Source organism: Mycobacterium europaeum, from assembly GCF_034555895.2.
Lineage (GTDB): Bacteria > Actinomycetota > Actinomycetes > Mycobacteriales > Mycobacteriaceae > Mycobacterium > Mycobacterium europaeum.
This window is the reverse complement of the sequence record NZ_CP157315.1, coordinates 2,120,174-2,137,867: the sequence shown is the minus strand read 5'-3', so window position 1 is coordinate 2,137,867 and position 17,694 is coordinate 2,120,174. Positions and strand designations below refer to the sequence as shown.

The 17,694-nt window shown below is 68.3% G+C and carries 17 protein-coding genes; 7 read left to right on the top strand and 10 right to left on the bottom strand.

Annotated elements, in window-relative coordinates; all coding sequences use genetic code 11:
- Window positions 1–15: 15 nt before the first annotated feature.
- The 6 genes from U8D42_RS09655 to U8D42_RS09630 are packed head-to-tail and all read right to left on the bottom strand — an operon-like array spanning window position 16 to window position 5,569.
- Entirely contained in the window at window positions 16–1,560 is a 1,545-nt protein-coding gene (locus U8D42_RS09655; RefSeq protein ID WP_322860312.1) for an acyl-CoA synthetase, read from the bottom strand.
- Window positions 1,561–1,578: 18 nt separating this feature from the next.
- Window positions 1,579–2,451 (bottom strand): enoyl-CoA hydratase-related protein, encoded by an 873-nt coding sequence (locus U8D42_RS09650; protein ID WP_085239019.1) that lies wholly within the window; start codon window positions 2,449–2,451, stop codon window positions 1,579–1,581.
- A gap of 20 nt (window positions 2,452–2,471) precedes the next feature.
- The gene (locus U8D42_RS09645) at window positions 2,472–2,708 is read right to left on the bottom strand and encodes a lipoyl domain-containing protein (RefSeq protein WP_085239020.1); all 237 of its coding nucleotides are present in this window, start codon (window positions 2,706–2,708) and stop codon (window positions 2,472–2,474) included.
- Complete coding sequence (locus U8D42_RS09640) at window positions 2,701–3,699, bottom strand: alpha-ketoacid dehydrogenase subunit beta (RefSeq protein ID WP_085239021.1); 999 nt, start codon at window positions 3,697–3,699, stop codon at window positions 2,701–2,703. The genes U8D42_RS09645 and U8D42_RS09640 overlap by 8 nt, the downstream gene beginning before the upstream one ends.
- A gap of 2 nt (window positions 3,700–3,701) precedes the next feature.
- Window positions 3,702–4,691 (bottom strand): thiamine pyrophosphate-dependent dehydrogenase E1 component subunit alpha, encoded by a 990-nt coding sequence (locus U8D42_RS09635; RefSeq protein ID WP_085239050.1) that lies wholly within the window; start codon window positions 4,689–4,691, stop codon window positions 3,702–3,704.
- 5 nt (window positions 4,692–4,696) lie between these two features.
- On the bottom strand, window positions 4,697–5,569 hold the full coding sequence (locus U8D42_RS09630) for a mycofactocin-coupled SDR family oxidoreductase (RefSeq protein WP_085239022.1): 873 nt from the start codon (window positions 5,567–5,569) through the stop codon (window positions 4,697–4,699).
- A gap of 231 nt (window positions 5,570–5,800) precedes the next feature.
- Here U8D42_RS09630 and U8D42_RS09625 point away from each other — a divergent pair, with 231 nt between their 5' ends.
- The 3 genes from U8D42_RS09625 (at window position 5,801) to U8D42_RS09615 (ending at window position 9,060) form a co-directional block, all read left to right on the top strand.
- Window positions 5,801–7,045 carry a CaiB/BaiF CoA transferase family protein gene (locus U8D42_RS09625; RefSeq protein ID WP_322860313.1) on the top strand — a complete coding sequence of 415 codons (1,245 nt, stop codon included), beginning with the start codon at window positions 5,801–5,803 and terminating at the stop codon, window positions 7,043–7,045.
- Window positions 7,046–7,162: 117 nt separating this feature from the next.
- Entirely contained in the window at window positions 7,163–8,527 is a 1,365-nt protein-coding gene (locus U8D42_RS09620; RefSeq protein WP_322860314.1) for a wax ester/triacylglycerol synthase domain-containing protein, read from the top strand.
- A 245-nt stretch (window positions 8,528–8,772) separates the two neighbouring features.
- Entirely contained in the window at window positions 8,773–9,060 is a 288-nt protein-coding gene (locus U8D42_RS09615) for an ANTAR domain-containing protein (protein ID WP_085239025.1), read from the top strand.
- Window positions 9,061–9,262: 202 nt separating this feature from the next.
- Here U8D42_RS09615 and U8D42_RS09610 read toward each other — a convergent pair whose 3' ends face one another.
- Complete coding sequence (locus U8D42_RS09610) at window positions 9,263–10,009, bottom strand: IclR family transcriptional regulator (RefSeq protein ID WP_085239026.1); 747 nt, start codon at window positions 10,007–10,009, stop codon at window positions 9,263–9,265.
- A gap of 67 nt (window positions 10,010–10,076) precedes the next feature.
- Between U8D42_RS09610 and U8D42_RS09605 the strand changes: the two genes are divergently transcribed.
- Both U8D42_RS09605 and U8D42_RS09600 read left to right on the top strand, forming a co-directional pair.
- Entirely contained in the window at window positions 10,077–11,417 is a 1,341-nt protein-coding gene (locus U8D42_RS09605; RefSeq protein WP_322860315.1) for an FAD-binding oxidoreductase, read from the top strand.
- Window positions 11,417–12,226 carry a DAPG hydrolase family protein gene (locus tag U8D42_RS09600; protein ID WP_085239028.1) on the top strand — a complete coding sequence of 270 codons (810 nt, stop codon included), beginning with the start codon at window positions 11,417–11,419 and terminating at the stop codon, window positions 12,224–12,226. Before U8D42_RS09605 ends, U8D42_RS09600 begins: the two co-directional genes overlap by 1 nt.
- Before the next feature lie 39 nt (window positions 12,227–12,265).
- Here the strand turns inward: U8D42_RS09600 and U8D42_RS09595 are convergent, their stop codons facing one another.
- Window positions 12,266–14,023, bottom strand: a complete 1,758-nt coding sequence (locus U8D42_RS09595) for a DUF4407 domain-containing protein (protein ID WP_322860316.1) — start codon at window positions 14,021–14,023, stop codon at window positions 12,266–12,268.
- Between the two features lie 195 nt (window positions 14,024–14,218).
- Between U8D42_RS09595 and U8D42_RS09590 the strand changes: the two genes are divergently transcribed.
- Together U8D42_RS09590 and U8D42_RS09585 are read left to right on the top strand one after the other, a co-directional pair.
- A complete protein-coding gene (locus U8D42_RS09590; protein ID WP_085239029.1) occupies window positions 14,219–14,776 on the top strand; it encodes a hypothetical protein in 558 nt (185 codons plus the stop codon).
- Between the two features lie 121 nt (window positions 14,777–14,897).
- On the top strand, window positions 14,898–15,326 hold the full coding sequence (locus tag U8D42_RS09585) for a type II toxin-antitoxin system Rv0910 family toxin (protein ID WP_322860317.1): 429 nt from the start codon (window positions 14,898–14,900) through the stop codon (window positions 15,324–15,326).
- Window positions 15,327–15,328: 2 nt separating this feature from the next.
- Here the strand turns inward: U8D42_RS09585 and U8D42_RS09580 are convergent, their stop codons facing one another.
- Together U8D42_RS09580 and U8D42_RS09575 are read right to left on the bottom strand one after the other, a co-directional pair.
- Window positions 15,329–15,610: a hypothetical protein gene (locus U8D42_RS09580; RefSeq protein ID WP_090421938.1), complete on the bottom strand. Its 282-nt coding sequence runs from the start codon at window positions 15,608–15,610 to the stop codon at window positions 15,329–15,331.
- Between the two features lie 120 nt (window positions 15,611–15,730).
- Window positions 15,731–17,473, bottom strand: coding sequence for a molybdopterin-dependent oxidoreductase (locus U8D42_RS09575; protein WP_085239052.1), 1,743 nt, complete (start codon window positions 17,471–17,473; stop codon window positions 15,731–15,733).
- Window positions 17,474–17,694 lie beyond the last annotated feature (221 nt).

Below are 17,694 nucleotides of genomic sequence, written 5' to 3'. Positions count from 1 at the left end.
GCCATCCCTCGTTGGTCACACGATCCGCGATGCCCGCCCCTGCCAGTAACGCTCGCGAATGCGCCTCTTGTACAGCTTTCCGTTGGGGTCGCGGGGCAATTCGGCAACGAACTCGACGCTGCGCGGGCACTTGTAGCCGGCCAGGTGTACGCGGCAGTACTCGATGAGCTCGGCCTCGAGGCCGGGACCCGGCGCGACGCCGTCGATCGGCTGCACGACGGCCTTGACCTCCTCGCCGAACTCCTCGTTGGGAACCCCGAAGACCGCCGCGTCGACGAGCTTGGGATGCATGATCAGCAGGTTCTCGACTTCCTGGGGATAGATGTTCACCCCGCCGGAGACGATCATGAACGTGGACCGGTCGGTCAGGTAGAGGTATCCGTCCTCGTCGACGTATCCCATGTCGCCCAGGGTGCGCCAGCCGTGGTCGTTGGACACCGAAGCGGTCTTGGCGGCGTCCTTGAAGTATTCGAAATCGGGACCGCCCTCGAAGAAGAGCTCGCCGGATTGGCCGGCGGGAAGCTCGACGCCGTCGTCTCCGATGACGTGCACCGGCGACATGGGCCTGCCCACCGAACCGGGATGGGCCAGCCATTCGTCGGGACCGATCGTCGTACCCGCGAATCCCTCGGTGCCACCGTAGTATTCGTGGATGATCGGCCCGAACCACTTCATCATCTGTTGCTTGACGTCGACCGGGCAGGGCGCGGCCGCGTGGATGACGCATCGCAGGCTCGAGACGTCGTAGCGCTCCCGAACCGCCCTGGGCAGCTTGAGCATTCGCACGAACATGGTGGGCACGAACTGCGCGTGGGTCACCCGGTGGGTCTCGATCAGCCGCAGCACGGCCTCGGCGTCGAACCTGTGCATCAGGATCGCCGCCGCGCCGACGCGGTTGACGGCCATGGTGTAGTTCACCCCGGCGGCGTGATAGAGCGGTGCGGGGGAGAGGTACACGCTGGACCGGCTCATCCCGTACTTGTGGGTCAACGCCAGTTCCAGCACCGCCTGAGCCCATGAGCCGTTGCCGTCGGTCGGCAGGGGCCGGCGGACGGCCTTGGGGCGCCCCGTGGTTCCCGACGAGTACAGCATCTCCGACCCGTCCCTGAACGGCGGCGCGTCGCCGGCGTGCGCCAGCACGTCCTCGTACGCGCGCCAGCCGGGCAGGGACCCCCCTACGGCGAGGTGGACGGTCACGGCGGTGTTGGCCTCGCGCACGTGGGCGGCGACGTCGCGCAGGGCGGCGTCCGTCGTGTCCACGAACACCGCCTGCGCCTCGGAATCCTCGACGACGTAGGCGGCCTCGTCCGGGGTGAAGTGGGTGTTGATCGCGGTGTAGTAGAGCCCCGACAGCTGGCAGCCCCAGGTGATCTCGAGGAACTCGGACCGGTTGGGCAGGATCAGGGCCACGCCGTCACCGGGGCGCAGCCCGGCGTCGTGCAGCGCCGCGGCGACCCGTTGACTGCGGGCGTAAAGTTCGGCGTGCGAGATCGTGTCGCCGTCCGCGACGATCAGGGCCGGCGCGTTCCCGGCCCCGGCGGCGTGCTCGGCGATGTTCACCGGTGAACCTGCGAAAACCTAAGGGGCGGTGGCGCCGTCGGTGGATGCGGCCGCCGCGGCCTGGCGCCGCGCCTGCTCCGACGGCAACACCTTGTCGCGGAACACCGTCTGGATCAGCTCCTGGACGTCCTTGCTGATGGAGGCCAGGGCGACGAGGTCGTTCGAGCTCTGCCAGTGCACCCGCATGCCCATCAACTCCCAGGCCCGCTTCAGGTTGGCCTTGGTGGCCAGCAGCGTGGTCATCGGCGCCTGCGCGATGTGGCGGGCGATCGCCTCCACGCGGTCGTCGAGTTGGTCGCGCGGCACCACCTCGTTGACCAGGCCGACCTCCAGGGCCTTCTTGGCGTCGATGACCTCGGCGAGGTACAGGTAATAGGCGGCGCGCCGCCAGTTCATGAAAACCCATGGTTCGATCGAGCATTCACCCGACGGCATGCCGAAGCCCTGCAGCGGCGGGTAGGAGAAGTACGCGTCTTCGGAGGCGATCACGATGTCGGTGGTGAGCCCGTAGTGCGTGCCCCCGCCCACGCAGTACCCGTGCACCTGGGCGATGGTCGGCTTGGAGAACTCCCACAGGTTGAGCACCGGCTTGACGAACAGGTCGGTCTGCGGCTTCCACGGCGTGCCCATGACTTTGGCGCCCTCGACGAAGGCCGGGTAGTCGACCGCGTTGTTGCCGATCGCGTGCCCCGAGCAGAAGCCCTTGCCGTTGGCCTTGAGCACGAGCACCTTGATGTCGTAGTCGCGGTCGGCGTCGGCCAGCGCGGCGTCGACCTCTTCGGCCAGCTTCTGGTCCTGGGCGTTCGCCTTCTCCGGCCAGTTCAGCGTGACCCGGGCGATGGGCCCCTCTTTCTGGTAGATGATTCTCTCGCGAGTCTCGTTGAGATCCATGCGTGCTCACCTTTCCTGGTTCACGAAGTGATGACGCCGATTTCGGCGCCGATGTCGTAGGTGGTCCCGACCCGGCCCGTCCAGTGCACGGTGCCCGACGCTCCCGCTTCGATTTCCTGTTCCACCTTTTCGGTGGCGATCGCGTAGATCGGTGTGCCCGCTTCCACGTGCTGGCCGGCGTCGACGAGCAGGCCGGTGAGCTCGGCTTCCGACACGGCCACCGAGACGCGCGGGATGCGGATGACGAAGTCAGCCATGCACTCTCGCCCCCGCAAGGGTCTTGCGCGCGGCCGCGACGATCCGCTGCGGGGAGGGGTACACCTGGGCCTCGAGCGCCGCCGCGGCCGGGTTGGGGACGAAGCGGGCGGCCACCCGTTCGACGGGTGCGGCCAGTTCGGAGAACAACTCCGAGTGCAGGATCGCGGCGATCTCCGCTCCGGGACCGGCGAATTGGACCGCGTCGTGGATGACGACGGCTCGGCGGGTGCGGCGTGCGGAGGCGACGACGGTCTCGACGTCGAGCGGAACCAGGGTGCGCAGGTCGACGACTTCGGCGCTGATGCCCTGTTCTCCCAGCGTGGCCGCGGCGGTCAGCGCGTCGTGTACGCAGCGCCCGTAGCCGATCAGGCTCACGTCGGTGCCCGGCCGCTTGATGTCGGCCCGCCCCAACGGGATTGCGAACCCGGGATCGGCGGGGACGCGACCCTTCTTGCCCTGCAGCCGGATCGTTTCGACGAACAGGCAGGGATCGGGGTCGAAGATCGCCGTCGTCAGCAGGCCTTTCCCGTCCCGGGGCGTGGCCGGCACGATGACCTTCATGCCCGGGATGTGCATGAACCAGGCCTCCAGGCTCTGCGAATGCGTGGCCCCGGTGGCCAGCCCGGCGTAGACCTGGGTGCGGATGGTGAGCGGAGCCGTCGTGCGGCCGGCGGTCATGAACCTCAGCTTGGCCGCGTTGTTGATCAGCTGGTCGGCGGCGATGCCGATGAAATCCATGATCATGATCTCGGCGACCGGCAGCAGGCCGTCGATCGCCGCGCCGACGGCCGCGCCGACGATGGCCGCCTCCGAGATCGGGGTGTCCAGGACGCGGTCGTGGCCGTACTTCGTCGACAGGCCCGCCGTCGGCCCCGACGCCCCGGGGTCGGCGATGTCCTCACCGAGCAGGAACACCCGGTCGTCGGCGGCGAGCGCCTGATCCAGCGCGAGGTTGAGTGCCTCGCGCATCGTCATCTCTCGTTCTTGCATGCTCACACCGGGAACTTGATCGGGGCCGCGTACACGTCTCGGTCCAGCTCGTCGATCGACGGGGCTTCGGCGCTCATCACGGTGCGCAGCGCGGCTTCCACCGCGGCCAGCGCCTCCTCGTCGATGCGGTCGAGTTCGTCCCGATCGCAGATGCCGGCCTCGGCCAGCTGGTCGCGGAAGCGGGGCACCGGGTCGGCTTCGATCGCGGCGGCCAGCTGATCCTTGGGGATGTAGGACATCCGGTCACCGAAGTAGTGGCCGCGGAAGCGGAACGTCACGCATTCGACGAAGGTGGGGCCCCCACCGGCGCGGGCCCGCCACAGCGCCTCATCGAGTGTCGATTTGATCGCCAGCGGGTCGTTTCCGTCGACACGCACCCCCGGCATGCCGTAGCCGGCCGCCCGGTCCGCGACACATTCGAGCTTCATCGTGTCGGCGGTCGGCGTCATCTCGGCGTAGAGGTTGTTCTGGCAGACGAACACCATCGGCAGGTCCCACAGCGCGGCCATGTTCGCCGCCTCGTGGAAAGACCCGGTGTTGGTGGCGCCGTCGCCGAAGCTGACCGCGGTGACGCGATCGAGGCCTTTGCGTTTGGCGGCCATCGCCAATCCCACCGCCACCGGCGGGCCCGCCCCGACGATCCCGGTCGAAAGCATCACGCCCCGAGCGGGATTGGCGATGTGCATGCTGCCGCCCTTGCCGCGGCCGGCGCCGACGGTGCGGCCCATCATCTCGCCGTAGATCTCTTCCAGCGGCACGCCCTTGCCGATGAGGTCGTGCAGCCCGCGGTAGGTGGTCACCAACTGGTCGTCGGGCCGCAGCGCGACGCCCATCGCGGCGGCGATGGCCTCCTGCCCGCGCGACGGCCAGTACACGCACATGAACTCGCCGGTGCCGATCCCTTGGGACAGCCGGTCGTCGGCGGCCTTCATCAGCGCCATCAGTTCGTAGAGTCGGCGCTCGACGCCCGCCGCGCCCTGACCGTCGCTCATCGAGGTCACGCACCCGACCAGGGCTTGACCTTGAGGAAGCCGCCGCCGTCGACCCGCAGCTGTTGCCCGGTGATGTAGCGGGCGGCGTCGGAGGCCAGGAAGAGCACCGCCTCGCTGATGTCCTCGGGTTCGACATACGGGATCGGCATCGCCTGCACGAGCGGGAAAACCGGTTCCGCGTCCTCGCGGGTCGGATCCTTCAGGTCCGGCCGGAAGGCCCGATACATCGGCGGGCTGTGCAGCATGTCGGTGTTGACATTGGTGGGGTGCACCGCGTTCATCCGGATGGAGAACTTGGCGAGCGCCAGCGCGAAGTCGTTGACGTAGTGCGCCGCAGCCAGTTTGGCGAAGGCATAGCCCGCCCCGCCGGGACCACCGACCCCACTCTCAGCGCCGGAGGTGCTCAGGGACGACATGAACGCGGCGTTGGAGCCGATCACGATGATCGACGCGCCGGCCTGCAGATGCTTGAGGCCGGCGTGCACCAGATTCAGCACGCCGACCAGGTCCACGTCGACGGCGTCGGCGAAGGCCTGCGGCGGCAGCCCGGCCGTCAGCGGGCAGATTCCCGCGTTGGCGACGACGACGTCGAGATGCCCCAGCTCGGCCACGCCCTGGTCGATCGCCGCCGCCAGCGCCACGCGGTCGCGGACGTCGGCCACGGCGGTGAACGCGCGCTGCCCCTCCTTCTCGACCAGCCGGGCGGTCTCGTCGAGGTCCTCGCGCCGGGCCAGGGGGTATTCGTTGGTCTCGATGTCGGCGCACAGATCCACCGCGATGATGTCCGCGCCTTCGGCGGCCAGCATCCGCGCGTGCGAACGGCCCTGGCCGCGCGCGGCGCCACTGATCACGGCCACCTTGCCCGCTACCCTGCCCATCGCCCTTCCTTCGTCAGATTGCGATCGGCGTTGGCGCGCAGTGGTATTCGCCGGTGCGCCGGCCGCGCACACGGCGCGCGGTCACGGGTGTCGGAATCGGGCCAACGGTCGCATCCATCGCATCTCTTCCCCGAAAAACTGCGCTGACCTGCAGCTGGGCTAGCACTACGCCCTAGACTAGCTAGAATATCTAAAATAGCAAGGAATAGCGGTCGGCCGAGGGGAGTGGCGATGTCCGACGTGCGCGGGGGTGTCCGCGGGGGTGTCCTCGCAGGGGTGCGGGTGGTCGAGTTGGCGTCGTGGACCTATGTGCCTTCGGCCGGTGCGGCCCTGGCGGACTGGGGCGCCGACGTGATCAAGGTGGAGGGCGTCGCCTCCGGTGATCCCGGGCGCGCGCTGGTCGTCGGCGGGTTCACCCGGGAGGCGGCCCGTCCGGACGCCGACTTCATCCTCGAATTGGGCAATCGCGGTAAGCGCAGCGTCGCCATCGACATCAAATCCGAAACGGGCCGCGAGCTGTTCGGTCGTCTGCTGGCCAGTGCGGATGTGTTCCTGACCAATTGGCTGCCGAGTGCGCTCGAACGGGCCCGGCTGACGGTGGACGACGTCCGCGCGTTCAACCCGAAGATCATCATCGCCCGCGGCACCGGGCTGGGGGTGCGGGGCCCGGACCGCGACCGCGGCGGGTTCGACGCGGCCACCTACCTCGCGCGGGGCGGCGTCGCGTACACGCTCACGCCGTTCGGCACGGAGACCCCCGCCGTACAGGGGCCCGCGTTCGGCGACCTGCAAGGCGGGGCGACGCTCGCCGGGGGAGTATGCGCCGCGCTGTTTCACCGCGAACGCACCGGTGAACCGACGGTCGTCGACTCCTCGCTGCTGGCGCAGGCGATGTGGGCGATCGCGCCGTCCATCTCGGCGGCCGACTTCTTCGACATCGACGGCATCCCGGGCGCGCCGCCCGGGCTGGCCATCAACCCGCTCGTCAACCGGTACAAGACCCGCGACGGCAGGTGGATCCAGTTGGTGTTCCTGCAACCGGACAAATTCTGGGCGGGGTTCTGCGAGCGCATCGGCCTGGGCGAACTGGCCACCGACGAACGCTTCGTGCCGTCGGTCAACTTGATCGCCAACGCCGCGGCGGCCACCGAGATCCTCACCGAGGTGTTCGCCCGCCACGACCTGGCCCACTGGCAGAAGGCGCTCGAGGACGAACCCGGCGTGTGGGGCGCCCTGGCGACGCCGCGGGAAACCCTCAACGATCCGCAGGTCGAGCCCAACGGATACGTGGTGACCAACGTCGACGACCACGGCGAGAAGTACCGCATCGTCGCCGCGCCCGTCCAGTTCGACGAGACGCCGCCGGCGCCCGCGCGTGCCCCCGAGCACGGCCAGCACACCGAGGAGATCCTGCTGGAGCTCGGCGTCGAATGGGACGACATCGCTACGGCCAAGGACGTCAACGCGATTCTGTAGCGTCCGCGCCCGGCAGTCGACCAAAGGCGCTATCCGTGGGGACCAAAGTCATCGACTGCCGATAACCCGATGACCCCGGGGGTTCGCAGTCGTACGTTTTGTGCAAGGAGTACAAACATGACTGCATTCATGCGTGCCAGCGACGCCTTCACCTGGGCGATGGAGACCGACCCACGACTGCGTTCGACCGTGGTCAGCGTCATCCTTCTGGACCGGTCCCCGGACTGGGACGAAGTGCGCAAACGGTTCGACCTGATCAGCCGCACGCTGCCCATGTTCCGGCAGCGGGTCGTGCAGTCACCGGCGCCGGCCCCGCCGCGGTGGGAGCATTACCGGGATTTCGACCTGGACTACCACTTGCGGCGAGCGACCATCTCCGGCCCCGGAACCCTCGACGACGTGCTCGAGCTCGCGCGGGTCGCCGAGATGCAGGATTTCGACCGGGCCCGCGCGCTGTGGGAGACGACGTTCATCGACGGCCTGGAAAACGGCGGCGCGGCGGTGATCTGCAAGTTCCACCACGCACTCACCGACGGGGTCGGCGGAGTCCAGATCGCGATGCGGCTGTTCGACCTCTCCGAAGACCACTATCCCGCCGAACCCCTGCCGCCGGCGCCGGAGGTCGCGGGGTCGGGACTGCTGGGCGGCTACCGCGATGCGGTGCGCTACGACGCCGGCCTGCTCAACTCGGCCCTGGTGGGGGCGGCCAACCGGGTGCCACGGTTGATGTACGACAGCGTTCGGCGGCCCATCGCCACCATCCGGTCCGCGGCGACCACCGCGGCATCCGTCTACCGGACCGTCCGGCCGATCAGCCGACCCGGGTCGCCGTTGGCAACGGAGCGCGGCCTGATCCGCCATCTCGCGGTGCATCAGGTGCCGACGCGGCCGCTGCGGGAGGCGGCACACCGGTGCGGTGGGGCGCTGAACGACGCTTTCGTCGCGGGGGTCGCCGGTGGACTGCGCCTCTACCACGAAAAGCACGGTGTGCCGGTGGGTGACCTGCACATCACGATGCCGATCAGCCTGCGGACCCAAGATGACGGCATCGGCGGAAACCGGATCACGCTGATGCGCTTCGACGTGCCCGTCGGCGAGACCGACCCGGCGAAACGCATCACGGCGATCCGGCAGCGTACCGCGGCGGTGCGTAACGAAAAGTCGCTGCCATATACGCAATTGATTGCCGGCGTTCTCAACCTGGCGCCCCGGTGGTACATCGGCTCGGTGCTGCGCCACGTCGATTTCGTGGCCAGCGATGTGCCCGGCGTTCCGGTGCCGGTCTTTCTTGGTGGCGTCCCGGTACGCGCACAATACGCATTCGGCCCCACCATCGGTTCGGCCGTCAATGTCACGCTTCTCACTTATGTCGACACCTGCGGGCTCGGCTTGAACATCGACACCACCGCAATTCCCGATTACGACGCCTTCTACGACGCCATCGCCGGTGGCTTCGACGAAATACTTTCCTTGACAAGGTAATTCGAATTCCGCGAATTCCAATTCCCATCGGTGTGCCGCGGGAGTCGTTGATTAGCAGCCGATCCCGAATCGGTCACAGGCGGGTATCAATCACCTCGGTGGTCTGGCACATCGCGCTCGATCGACAAATCATGGCACAGGGCGCCTTTGAGGTTTGCGGCCGCGACGATGCGTAGCGCAGGAATTCCTCGTCCGCTATCGCCAGTGGCGGATTTCGTGACGGCGCCGCAGGAGGTATCCACAGCATGACGACGAACTGGGTCCCCGCCCAGACTTCGTGTGGCCCGCATTCCGGCCGCATCCTCGACACCGCGCGGGGCATTCTCATCGGCCTGCGCCGGTGCCCGTCGGACGCCGCCCTGGACGAATTGCACAGCGCGGCATTGCGGCACAAGGTGCCGGTGTTCGCGATGGCGTGGGCGTTGGTGCACCTGGCCGGCGACGGCGAGAAGACACCGAGTTTCACCGATGCCCAGTCCGCGGCCCGGCACGAATGGGGCCCGCTGTTCTCCTCCGCCGCACTGCCCTGTTGAGCGGGGCTCACGACGTTGGGACGGCCGAGCTTTCGAGGGGTAACCCGGCCGTCACCAACTCCGCCCTGACCGTTCCCGGCGACCCCTCGGAGGACCTGCCGTTGCACTGGCCGACCCGGGGGCGTGGTGTCCGGCGCACACGAAGGTGGCGAGCGCCCGGGATTCCCGGAATCGACTACGGGATCAACCTGGTTCGCTGACGCTAGCGGGCCCAGACCGGCGATTCCGCCGCGGCGCGCAGCGCGGCGACGATGCGCTGTTCCTTCTCCAGGAAGCGCTCCGTCGGAGCCGGCACCGAGATGGCGACCACGTTGTCGCCCACCGCGCGGCGTGCGATCGCGGCCGCCGAAATCCCCGGGGTGTGTTCGTCGCGATCGAAAGCGACTCCGGTGCAACGGATCTCGGAGACCTCGGCGCGCAGCCGATCACCCACATCGGGATCGCAGCGCGAGATCACCGCCTCGGCGTCGGCGTGGTCGAGGGTCGCGAGGGCCGCTTTGCCGTTGGCCGTGGAATCCAGCGGGAACCGGACGCCGACGGCCGAGACGGCGCGCAGCCGATGCGAGGATTCGATCTGATCGACGAACCACATTCGCTGGCCGCGCAATATCGAGAGGTCGACCGTCTCCCCGTCGGTCGCGCGCGCGACCCGTTCGATGGTTGGCCGGAAGATCGCCGCGATGTGCGCGCCGTCGGAGTTGCCGAACCCCAGCAAACGGTCGCCCAGGGAAAATCGGCCCTGCGGATCGACGCTGGCCAACCCGACCTCGACCAGGCCCACCAGCAACCGGCGAGCCGTCGACTTGGCCAGGCCCAGCCGCTCACCGAGGTCGACCAGGCGTAACCGCCCGGGCTCGGCCGCGATCTCGTCCAGCGCGGCGGCGGCGCGGCGTAACACCTGGATGCCTTCGTCGCGGCCGGTTGAAAGATTCTCCCCCGAAGACGGCATTCTTCCACTATATTGTTCCGCATCGCGAATCACAAAGATCCGAATAGCGAATCAAGGGAGATTCCAGATGAGCGGGCTACCGGCCGGGCGGCACCACTTCCGCGGCGACGACGGGTACGAGCCGGCCCGTCGGGGCACCGTGTGGCACCAACGGGTGCCGGAGCGCTATCCCGAAGTCATCGTCCAGGCCGCCGACGCCGACGACATCGTCGCCGGCCTCCGCTACGCCACGGCGCACGGCCTGAAGGTCAGCATCGTTTCCGGCGGGCACAGCTTCGCGGCCAGTCACCTGCGTGACGGCTCCGTTCTGCTCGACGTCAGCCGCCTGGACCATGCCGTCATCGACGCCGACAATCGGCTCGCCCAAGTCGGTCCGGGCAAGGGCGGCAGCCTGCTCATGGCCGACCTCGAGGCGCAGGGCCTGTTCTTCCCCGGCGGCCACTGCAAGGGTGTCTGCCTCGGCGGTTACCTGCTGCAGGGCGGCTACGGCTGGAACAGCCGCATATACGGCCCCGCCTGCGAGAGCGTTGTCGGCCTGGACGTCGTCACCGCCGAGGGCGAACAGATCCACTGCGACGCCAGCAACAACGCCGACCTCTACTGGGCCGCCCGCGGCGCCGGGCCCGGCTTCTTCGGTGTGGTCACGTCGTTCTACCTGAAGCTCTATCCCCGGCCCGGCGCCTGCGGCACCAGCGTCTACGTCTACCCGTTCGAGCTGGCTGACGAGGTCTTCACGTGGACCCGCGCGGTCGGCGCCGAGGTGGACCCTCGCGTCGAGTTGCAGGCCGTGGCCTCGCGCGGAGAACCGAACATGGGCATCGACACCCCGGTCATCTCGCTCGCCTCGCCCGCGTTCGCGGACTCCGACGAGGAAGCCGAGAAGGCGCTCGCCCTCTTCGGCAGCTGCCCGGTCGCCGATCGCGCGCTGGTCAAAATCCCCTACCTGCCAACAGATTTGCCGACCTGGTATGACGTCGCGATGAGCCACTACCTGTCCGACCACCACTACGCGGTCGACAACATGTGGACCTCGGCGTCGGCCGAAGAGCTGCTGCCGGGCATCCGGACGATCCTGGACACCATGCCCCCGCATCCGGCGCACTTCCTGTGGCTCAACTGGGGTCCGTGCGCTCCCCGCCAGGACATGGCCTACAGCGTCGAAGGTGACATCTACCTGGCCCTGTACGGGTCCTGGAAGGACCCGGCCGACGAGGCGAAATACGCCGACTGGGCGCGGTCCAACATGGCGGCGATGTCGGAGTTCGCGATCGGCATCCAGTTGGCCGACGAGAACCTCGGCCAGCGTCCGGCGCGGTTCGCCAGCGACGCCGCCATGGCCAAGCTCGACCGCGTGCGCGCCGAGTACGACCCCGACGGGCTGTTCAACAGCTGGATGGGACGGCTCTGATGGCCGGCGACCTCTATCTGGGCTACCGCGGCGACGACGCGAACACCCCGTTCGGCAAGTTCTTCACACCCGAGATGGCTCCGTTGCCACGCCATGTCGTCGAGGCCTTGGAACACGGCCCGCAAGGCGCCATGGCGCTGTCGGCGTTCGACGAGGCCGCGCGGGTCGCCGACGACGGATACCAGCGGACCGAGAATGGCTACGGGGTCCTCGAGGACGGCGGCTATCAGGTGTCGGTGCGCACCGACATGCCGGGGGTGACCCCGGCCATGTGGTCCTGGTGGTTCGGCTGGCACGGTTGCGACAGCCGCCGTTACAAGCTGTGGCATCCGCGGGCCCATCTGCACGCCGCGTGGAAGGACGGCGACGACGCGGGGCGTCTCGGCGCTCAGCGCTACATCGGCCGCTGGTCGTTGATCAGCGAATACATCGGCTCGACAATGCTCAACGGCGCAATCCAATTCGTCGAGCCGGCGACGATGGGCTGCCCGCCCGACAGCGACGGTGCGGTGGCGATCTGTGCCCGGCTGGGGTCCAGCGAAGCCCCGGTGGACGTCGGATGGTTCATTCACCACATCCGGTCGACCGCGAACGGGGCCGAGATGCGGTCGCGATTCTGGATGGGCGGACGGCACATCGAGGTGCGCAATGTGCCTGGCGTCGCGTCGCGGGCGGTGCGCCCGATCGCCTCGCGGGTGCTGGGCAACGCCGAGACCAGCGCCCGCAACCTGATGGTGCATTGCGCCCAGGAGATGAATCACCTGGCCGCCTTCCTGCCGGACCTCTACGAAGCCTTCGGCAACGAATAGGCGCCCGGGCCCGTTTAGCGCACCGGGGACAGCACGCCGTCAGGCGGGCGGCAGTTGCCGCGGGCCCGCGGGTGGATCGAGTTCGGCCGGTCCGTCGCGCTGCGTCAATTCCGGAGCGCTTCCACGCTCCGACGCGCCCAGCGAGGCGGCGGACGGGTCTTGACCGCCCGGCCGCCGTGCGGTCACCGCGGTGCGATCCACGCGCGACGAGTCGATGAATCCCGTGGTGGGGGTGGGCTGTTCATCCGTCGTGGCCGAGGGCGTGGGCCGCTCGCCGGCGTCGGAGCTCTCGGAGTCCATCGTGACCCGGTGGGTGCGCCGCAGCGCGAAGGTGATCTCCTCGACCTCTTCGAAGACCTGACGCGCGGTGCGCAGCGGCGCGGTCGTCGTGTCGAGCACCCGCGCCACGAACGGCGGCACCAGCGGGCGAACCCACCGCGCGGCGGCCTTGGTGGCATCGGGAATCGAGGGAATGAGCGACGCGCCACGGTCTTCGCGCGGCACGACCTCGCGCGCGGCCGGCGCCGGCAAGTTCTCCACGCCGGTGGTCTGCGCGGGGGCGGGCAGGCCGACCAGCGCCCGGCTGGCGGCCTCGGCTTCCGCGGCGATGGGCAGGTAGATGTCTTCGTCGGCCGGTTCGAGAGTGCGTTGTGACGGCGCCGTCGCCGGGGGCTCGAACGCCGCCTCGATTCGCCGGCGTTGCTGCTCGCGGTCGATCTCCGTCTGGGCCTCGATCGCCATCCGGGCCTGGGTGAGTTGGTGCTCGGCCCACATGATCTCGGCCTCGCGACGGACCTCGGCCCGCTTGATCGCGATGGCGGTGTCCGCCTCGAGTTCTGCGCGTTCGCGCTCCGCGCGCGCCGACGCATGGCGATCCTGGGTGGTCTCTCCACGCCACCGTCCCAGGATCAGCGGCAGCAGGTAGACCAGGACGCAGAACGCGATCGCCATGAGCCGCAACGTCAGGGCGCCGAAGTCGGCCGATGTCAGGTCGTTCATCGCGACCCAGCGCGCTCCCAGGCCGCGATCGGCGTCGGCGACCACGCCGCGGCGCGCCTCGTCGAGCGCGTGCTGCTCCCGGGAGATGGCGGCGTCCAGCGCGGGCGCTTGGCGGTCACGGGCGGCCAACGCGCTGTCCAGTTCGCGCTGGGCATCCGCCAAAACCTCGTTCGCCGTTCGTGTTTCGGGTCCCGCGCCAGGGACACCGGTGATCCGGGTTTGCGGGCAGGCCGGGGTCGGGTGGTATTCGCAGCGCGCGATGACCAGGGCCTGATCCTGCTGCTGGTGAGCCCGGTCGACGGCGCCGTCGAGCGCGGCGCGCGTGTCCCGGGTTTGTTGCAGCGACGCCGACGCTTGCGCCACCGCCGGCGTCGATCCGGCGTCGCGCAGGGCGCGTTCGTCGAGACGATGGTCGATCGAGCCGGAGAGCAGGACGATCGCGGCCAGTTCACCCACGACGGCGCCCAGCGCGGCCGCCACCGCCGCGCGCGCCGCCACCGCGGCCCGGCCCCCGGGGGACCCGGCCGCGGTGGCGCGGGTGACCGTGCCGACCAGCAGTCCGAACACCAGGGTCACCGGCAGGATGGAAAGGAGTGACCAGCGAGTCGACTCGCTCACCGCCAGCGTCGCGACGAGCCAGGCCAGCACCGCCCCGAACAGCACCACCGCGCCGGATACGGCGTGGGTGGACCGCTCGTGGCGCTCATCCAGCTCCCGCCACTGACCACCGCCGAGCCAGGTGAGCAGGCTCGCGGGCGACAGGTCCGAGCGCCGCTCGGCAGCTTTGTGGGCGCACATCGAAAACACCTCCCAACGCAACAAGCCTCCCAGGCCACCACCCGGCGAATCGAATTGAAGCCCCCGGTGTGTGGCGCGCCTCACAATGCGCCGGGATCGACGGCGGTCCCAGCGGGAGCCGTACCGGGGCCGATTTCCCGCGACGCGGGCAGATCAGCAACGGTTCGCGCGGCCGGCGTGAGACGGTATAAGCCTATGGAGACTCACGATTTTGTCACCTACGAAGAGTTCGGACGCAGATTCTTCGAGGTCGCGGTCACCCCCGAGCGTGTCGCCGCCGCATTCGCCGACATCGCCGGCAACGAGTTCGCCATGGAGCCCATCGCGCAAGGGCCCGGCGGGATCGCCAAGGTCAGCGCGAACGTCAAGATCCACGAGCCCAAAGTCACCCGCCGCCTGGGCGACAGCATCACCTTCGTCATACACATCCCGCTGTCGATCGATCTGCTGCTCGACCTCCGACTCGACAAGCAGCGGTTCGTGGTCTCGGGGGACATCGCGTTGCGGGCCACGGCGCGGGCCGCCGAGCCGCTGCTGCTGATCGTCGACGTCGCGAAGCCACGACCGTCCGACATCACCGTCAACGTGTCGTCGAAGTCCTTCCGCGGCGAGGTGTTGCGCATCCTCGCCGGCGTCGACGGTGAGATCCGCCGGTTCGTCGCCCAGTATGTCGCCGAGGAGATCGACGCGCCGCACTCGCAGGCCGCGCAGGTCATCGACGTGGCGAAGCAATTGGCCGAGGCCTGGCCCTGACTTTCCAGGCCGACGCGTAGGTCCGGCCGTCCCCGGGTATCCACCGGGTGTTGCGCGCCTCCCGCCTGTGTCGCGGTGCCGGCGCCCAGCACGATCATCGTCCGGGGAGGAGCGAGAAGACTTGGCTCGAGTAGATGTTTCGGTGACGTCGCAGGTAGATCCGGAGACCGCCTGGAAGCTGGCGTCCGACCTGAGCCGGTTCGACGAGTGGATGACCATTTTCGCCGGATGGCGCGGACCCGTTCCGCAAACCATCGAGGAGGGCACCTGCGTGTCCTCCTGCGTGAAGGTCAAGGGGTTTCGCAACGTCATCCACTGGACGGTCACCCGCTACGACGAGCCGAAATCCATTGAGCTGCAAGGTCGCGGTCGCGGGGGGATTCGCCTCGGAGTGGCGATGACCGTCTCGGACGAGCAATCCGGAACCGACTTCCACCTGACCGCGGACATCAGGGGCGGATTGCTCAGCGGTCCGATCGGGGGGCTGGTCGCACGGGTGCTCCGCTCCGATGTGGAGAAGTCCGTGCACAACCTCGTCGCGCTGCAATAGCGCTAGCGTGCTGCGTGGCCGATCGGCCACTCCCGTTCAGACTGGCGAATTCGCCTGCGGTCCATGGTAAGCCAGGCCAAACCGGCGCCGAACCCGAGCAGGGCGACGATGGCCGCCGCTACGCCCGCACCGGCGTCCCCGAGGGCGAAGGTCGCCACGCACACCACGAGTGCCAGGACCGCGGCCCCGACGACGATGAGCCCGGGCGTGTGCTCGACGTCCCGTTCCGGCTCGGCGTCATGTCGATGGGTGGTCCGATCATGGTCGACGGGGCTGTGCCTCATGGGCGTCTCCTCTGCTGTCACTTCCGTTCGGCCGCTTCCGTTGTGCTACCCGGATCGCCGTCGGGACAAACGAAGTGAGGCCGCGACGCCGAGGCGCCACCGCCGAGGATGCCGCGCTGCCTACAGGGTCTGGTGGCGCCCGAAGTACTTGTGGTCCTCGCTGTAACCGCCGTAACCGCTGCCGATGTCGCGGTAGTCGGCGACGAACTCGATTCCCTTGATCCACTTGACGAGTTTGAAGCCGTGCTGCAATTCGTTGCGCAGCCGCAGCGGCCTGCCGTGCATGTAGGGGAGCGGCTGGTCGTTCATCTTGTAGGCGAGCATGGTCATGTGATGGTCCATCTGCCCGATGTGATGGGCGTTGTAATAGATGCCGCCCGTCGCGCCGAGGCCCATCGAATAGAACACCGCCCATTTGGCTTCCGGTAGCGGCTTGACGATGTCCATGATCGTCTTCATCTGCACGCCACCCCATTTGGCGACGCCCGACCAGGCCTGGATGCAGAAGTGCTGGCTGATCTGCTCGTGGTAGGGCAGCGCCATCAAGTCCTCGAGCGAGAACTCCATCGGGTGTTCGACCAGACCGTAGACCTTGAGCCGCCAGTCCTTGAAGTCGTTCTGCTCGAGTTCCTTGTACTCGACGGTCTCGGGCAGGCGCCCGTTGCGCCAATGGTGCGGCGAGATGTCCTTCTCGGTGAAGGCGCCGGGCTTGGGGTCGAGCTGCTCGAGCATGCGCTGGAAGGGGCCGACGAGCGCGTACCCGACCCGCTGGATCACCCGCGGATGGCGAATGGTGAACGGGGTGGCCCACACCCACGCGATGGCCGTCAGCACCATGGCCGCGGCGAAGATCCCGAAGCCGACCCAGCTGTTGTCGTCGCGGGAGGCGAACATGTGGTTGAGGTTTCGCAGCGCGCTGGTCGTCAACACCATCGTGACGTGAACCAGGATGAAGAACAGGAAGTAGACCAGCACCACGAAGTGCAGCGACCGCGCGTGCTGGATGCTCAGCCGCTTGCTCAACCAGTGCACGCGCTGCGACAGCGCGGGCGACATGCCCAGGCCGGTGATCAGCGCGGCGGGTGCGGCGATGAAAACCGTGGTGAAGTAGGCCAACAACTGCAGGCCGTTGTAGGCGACCCACCCGTTGTCGGTCGGCCAGTCCAGTGACAGGTACTGAACCGCCACCGACGCCGCGTTGGGGAAGACGTCCCAGCTGGTCGGGACGATGTGCCGCCACTGGCCGGTGGCGAACAGCAGCACGTAGAAGACCGCGCCGTTGACGAGCCACAGCACGTCCACCCCGAGGTGCCACCAACGGGCGAGCCCGATCGAGTGGCGGAACCCGGGCAGCCCGAATTGTGGTGGCAGCGCCACGGTGTCGGAATTGGCCGTCCACAGCTCGTCGTCGGGCACCGGCGGGCCCACCCGCAGCCACTCGTCCTTGCCCGGGGTGGCGTTGCGGCTGAAGTAGAGGCGGGGATGGTCGCAGAGGATCTGGATCCCCGTCCTGATGATGAACATCATCATGAACAGGTTGAAGAAGTGCGTCCAACCGATCCAGGCCGGCAGGCCAGGGGTGACACCGGAGCTGTCCGTCCCGGGATAACGCTGGATGAAGGACTGCACCGCCGGCATGTTGTGCAGGCCTTTGCCGACGGCCACCCCGACGATCAGCAGGGCAAACCCGATGGGGATCAGCCAGAGCAGGTTGAACCATCGGTCACGGCCGATGCGCAGCTTCGGGGCCGTCGCCCGCCTGGTGAGATCGAAGCCGCCGCCGTAGGTCTCGACGTCGATGACGTCTTCGGCGGTGTGAATCTCGTTGCGGTAATCCGGCGGGGACTCCAGCGGCGTGCCCACTGCCAGTGTCGATACATTGCCGTTCGGCGCTGACCGGCCTCCGTTGGTGCCGGCGGCGTCGACGTTCAGGTTCCGATGCTCGGTGTCCGTCACGCCGCCGAAAATACACGAACCGACTTGTATAAATTGGACACGATCAGGAAGAACCGCGGCGCTTCGCGCCCCACCGGGTCCCACGGCCGCAGGCCGCGCTCCGGCGTGCGCAAAATTCGCCTCGGCCC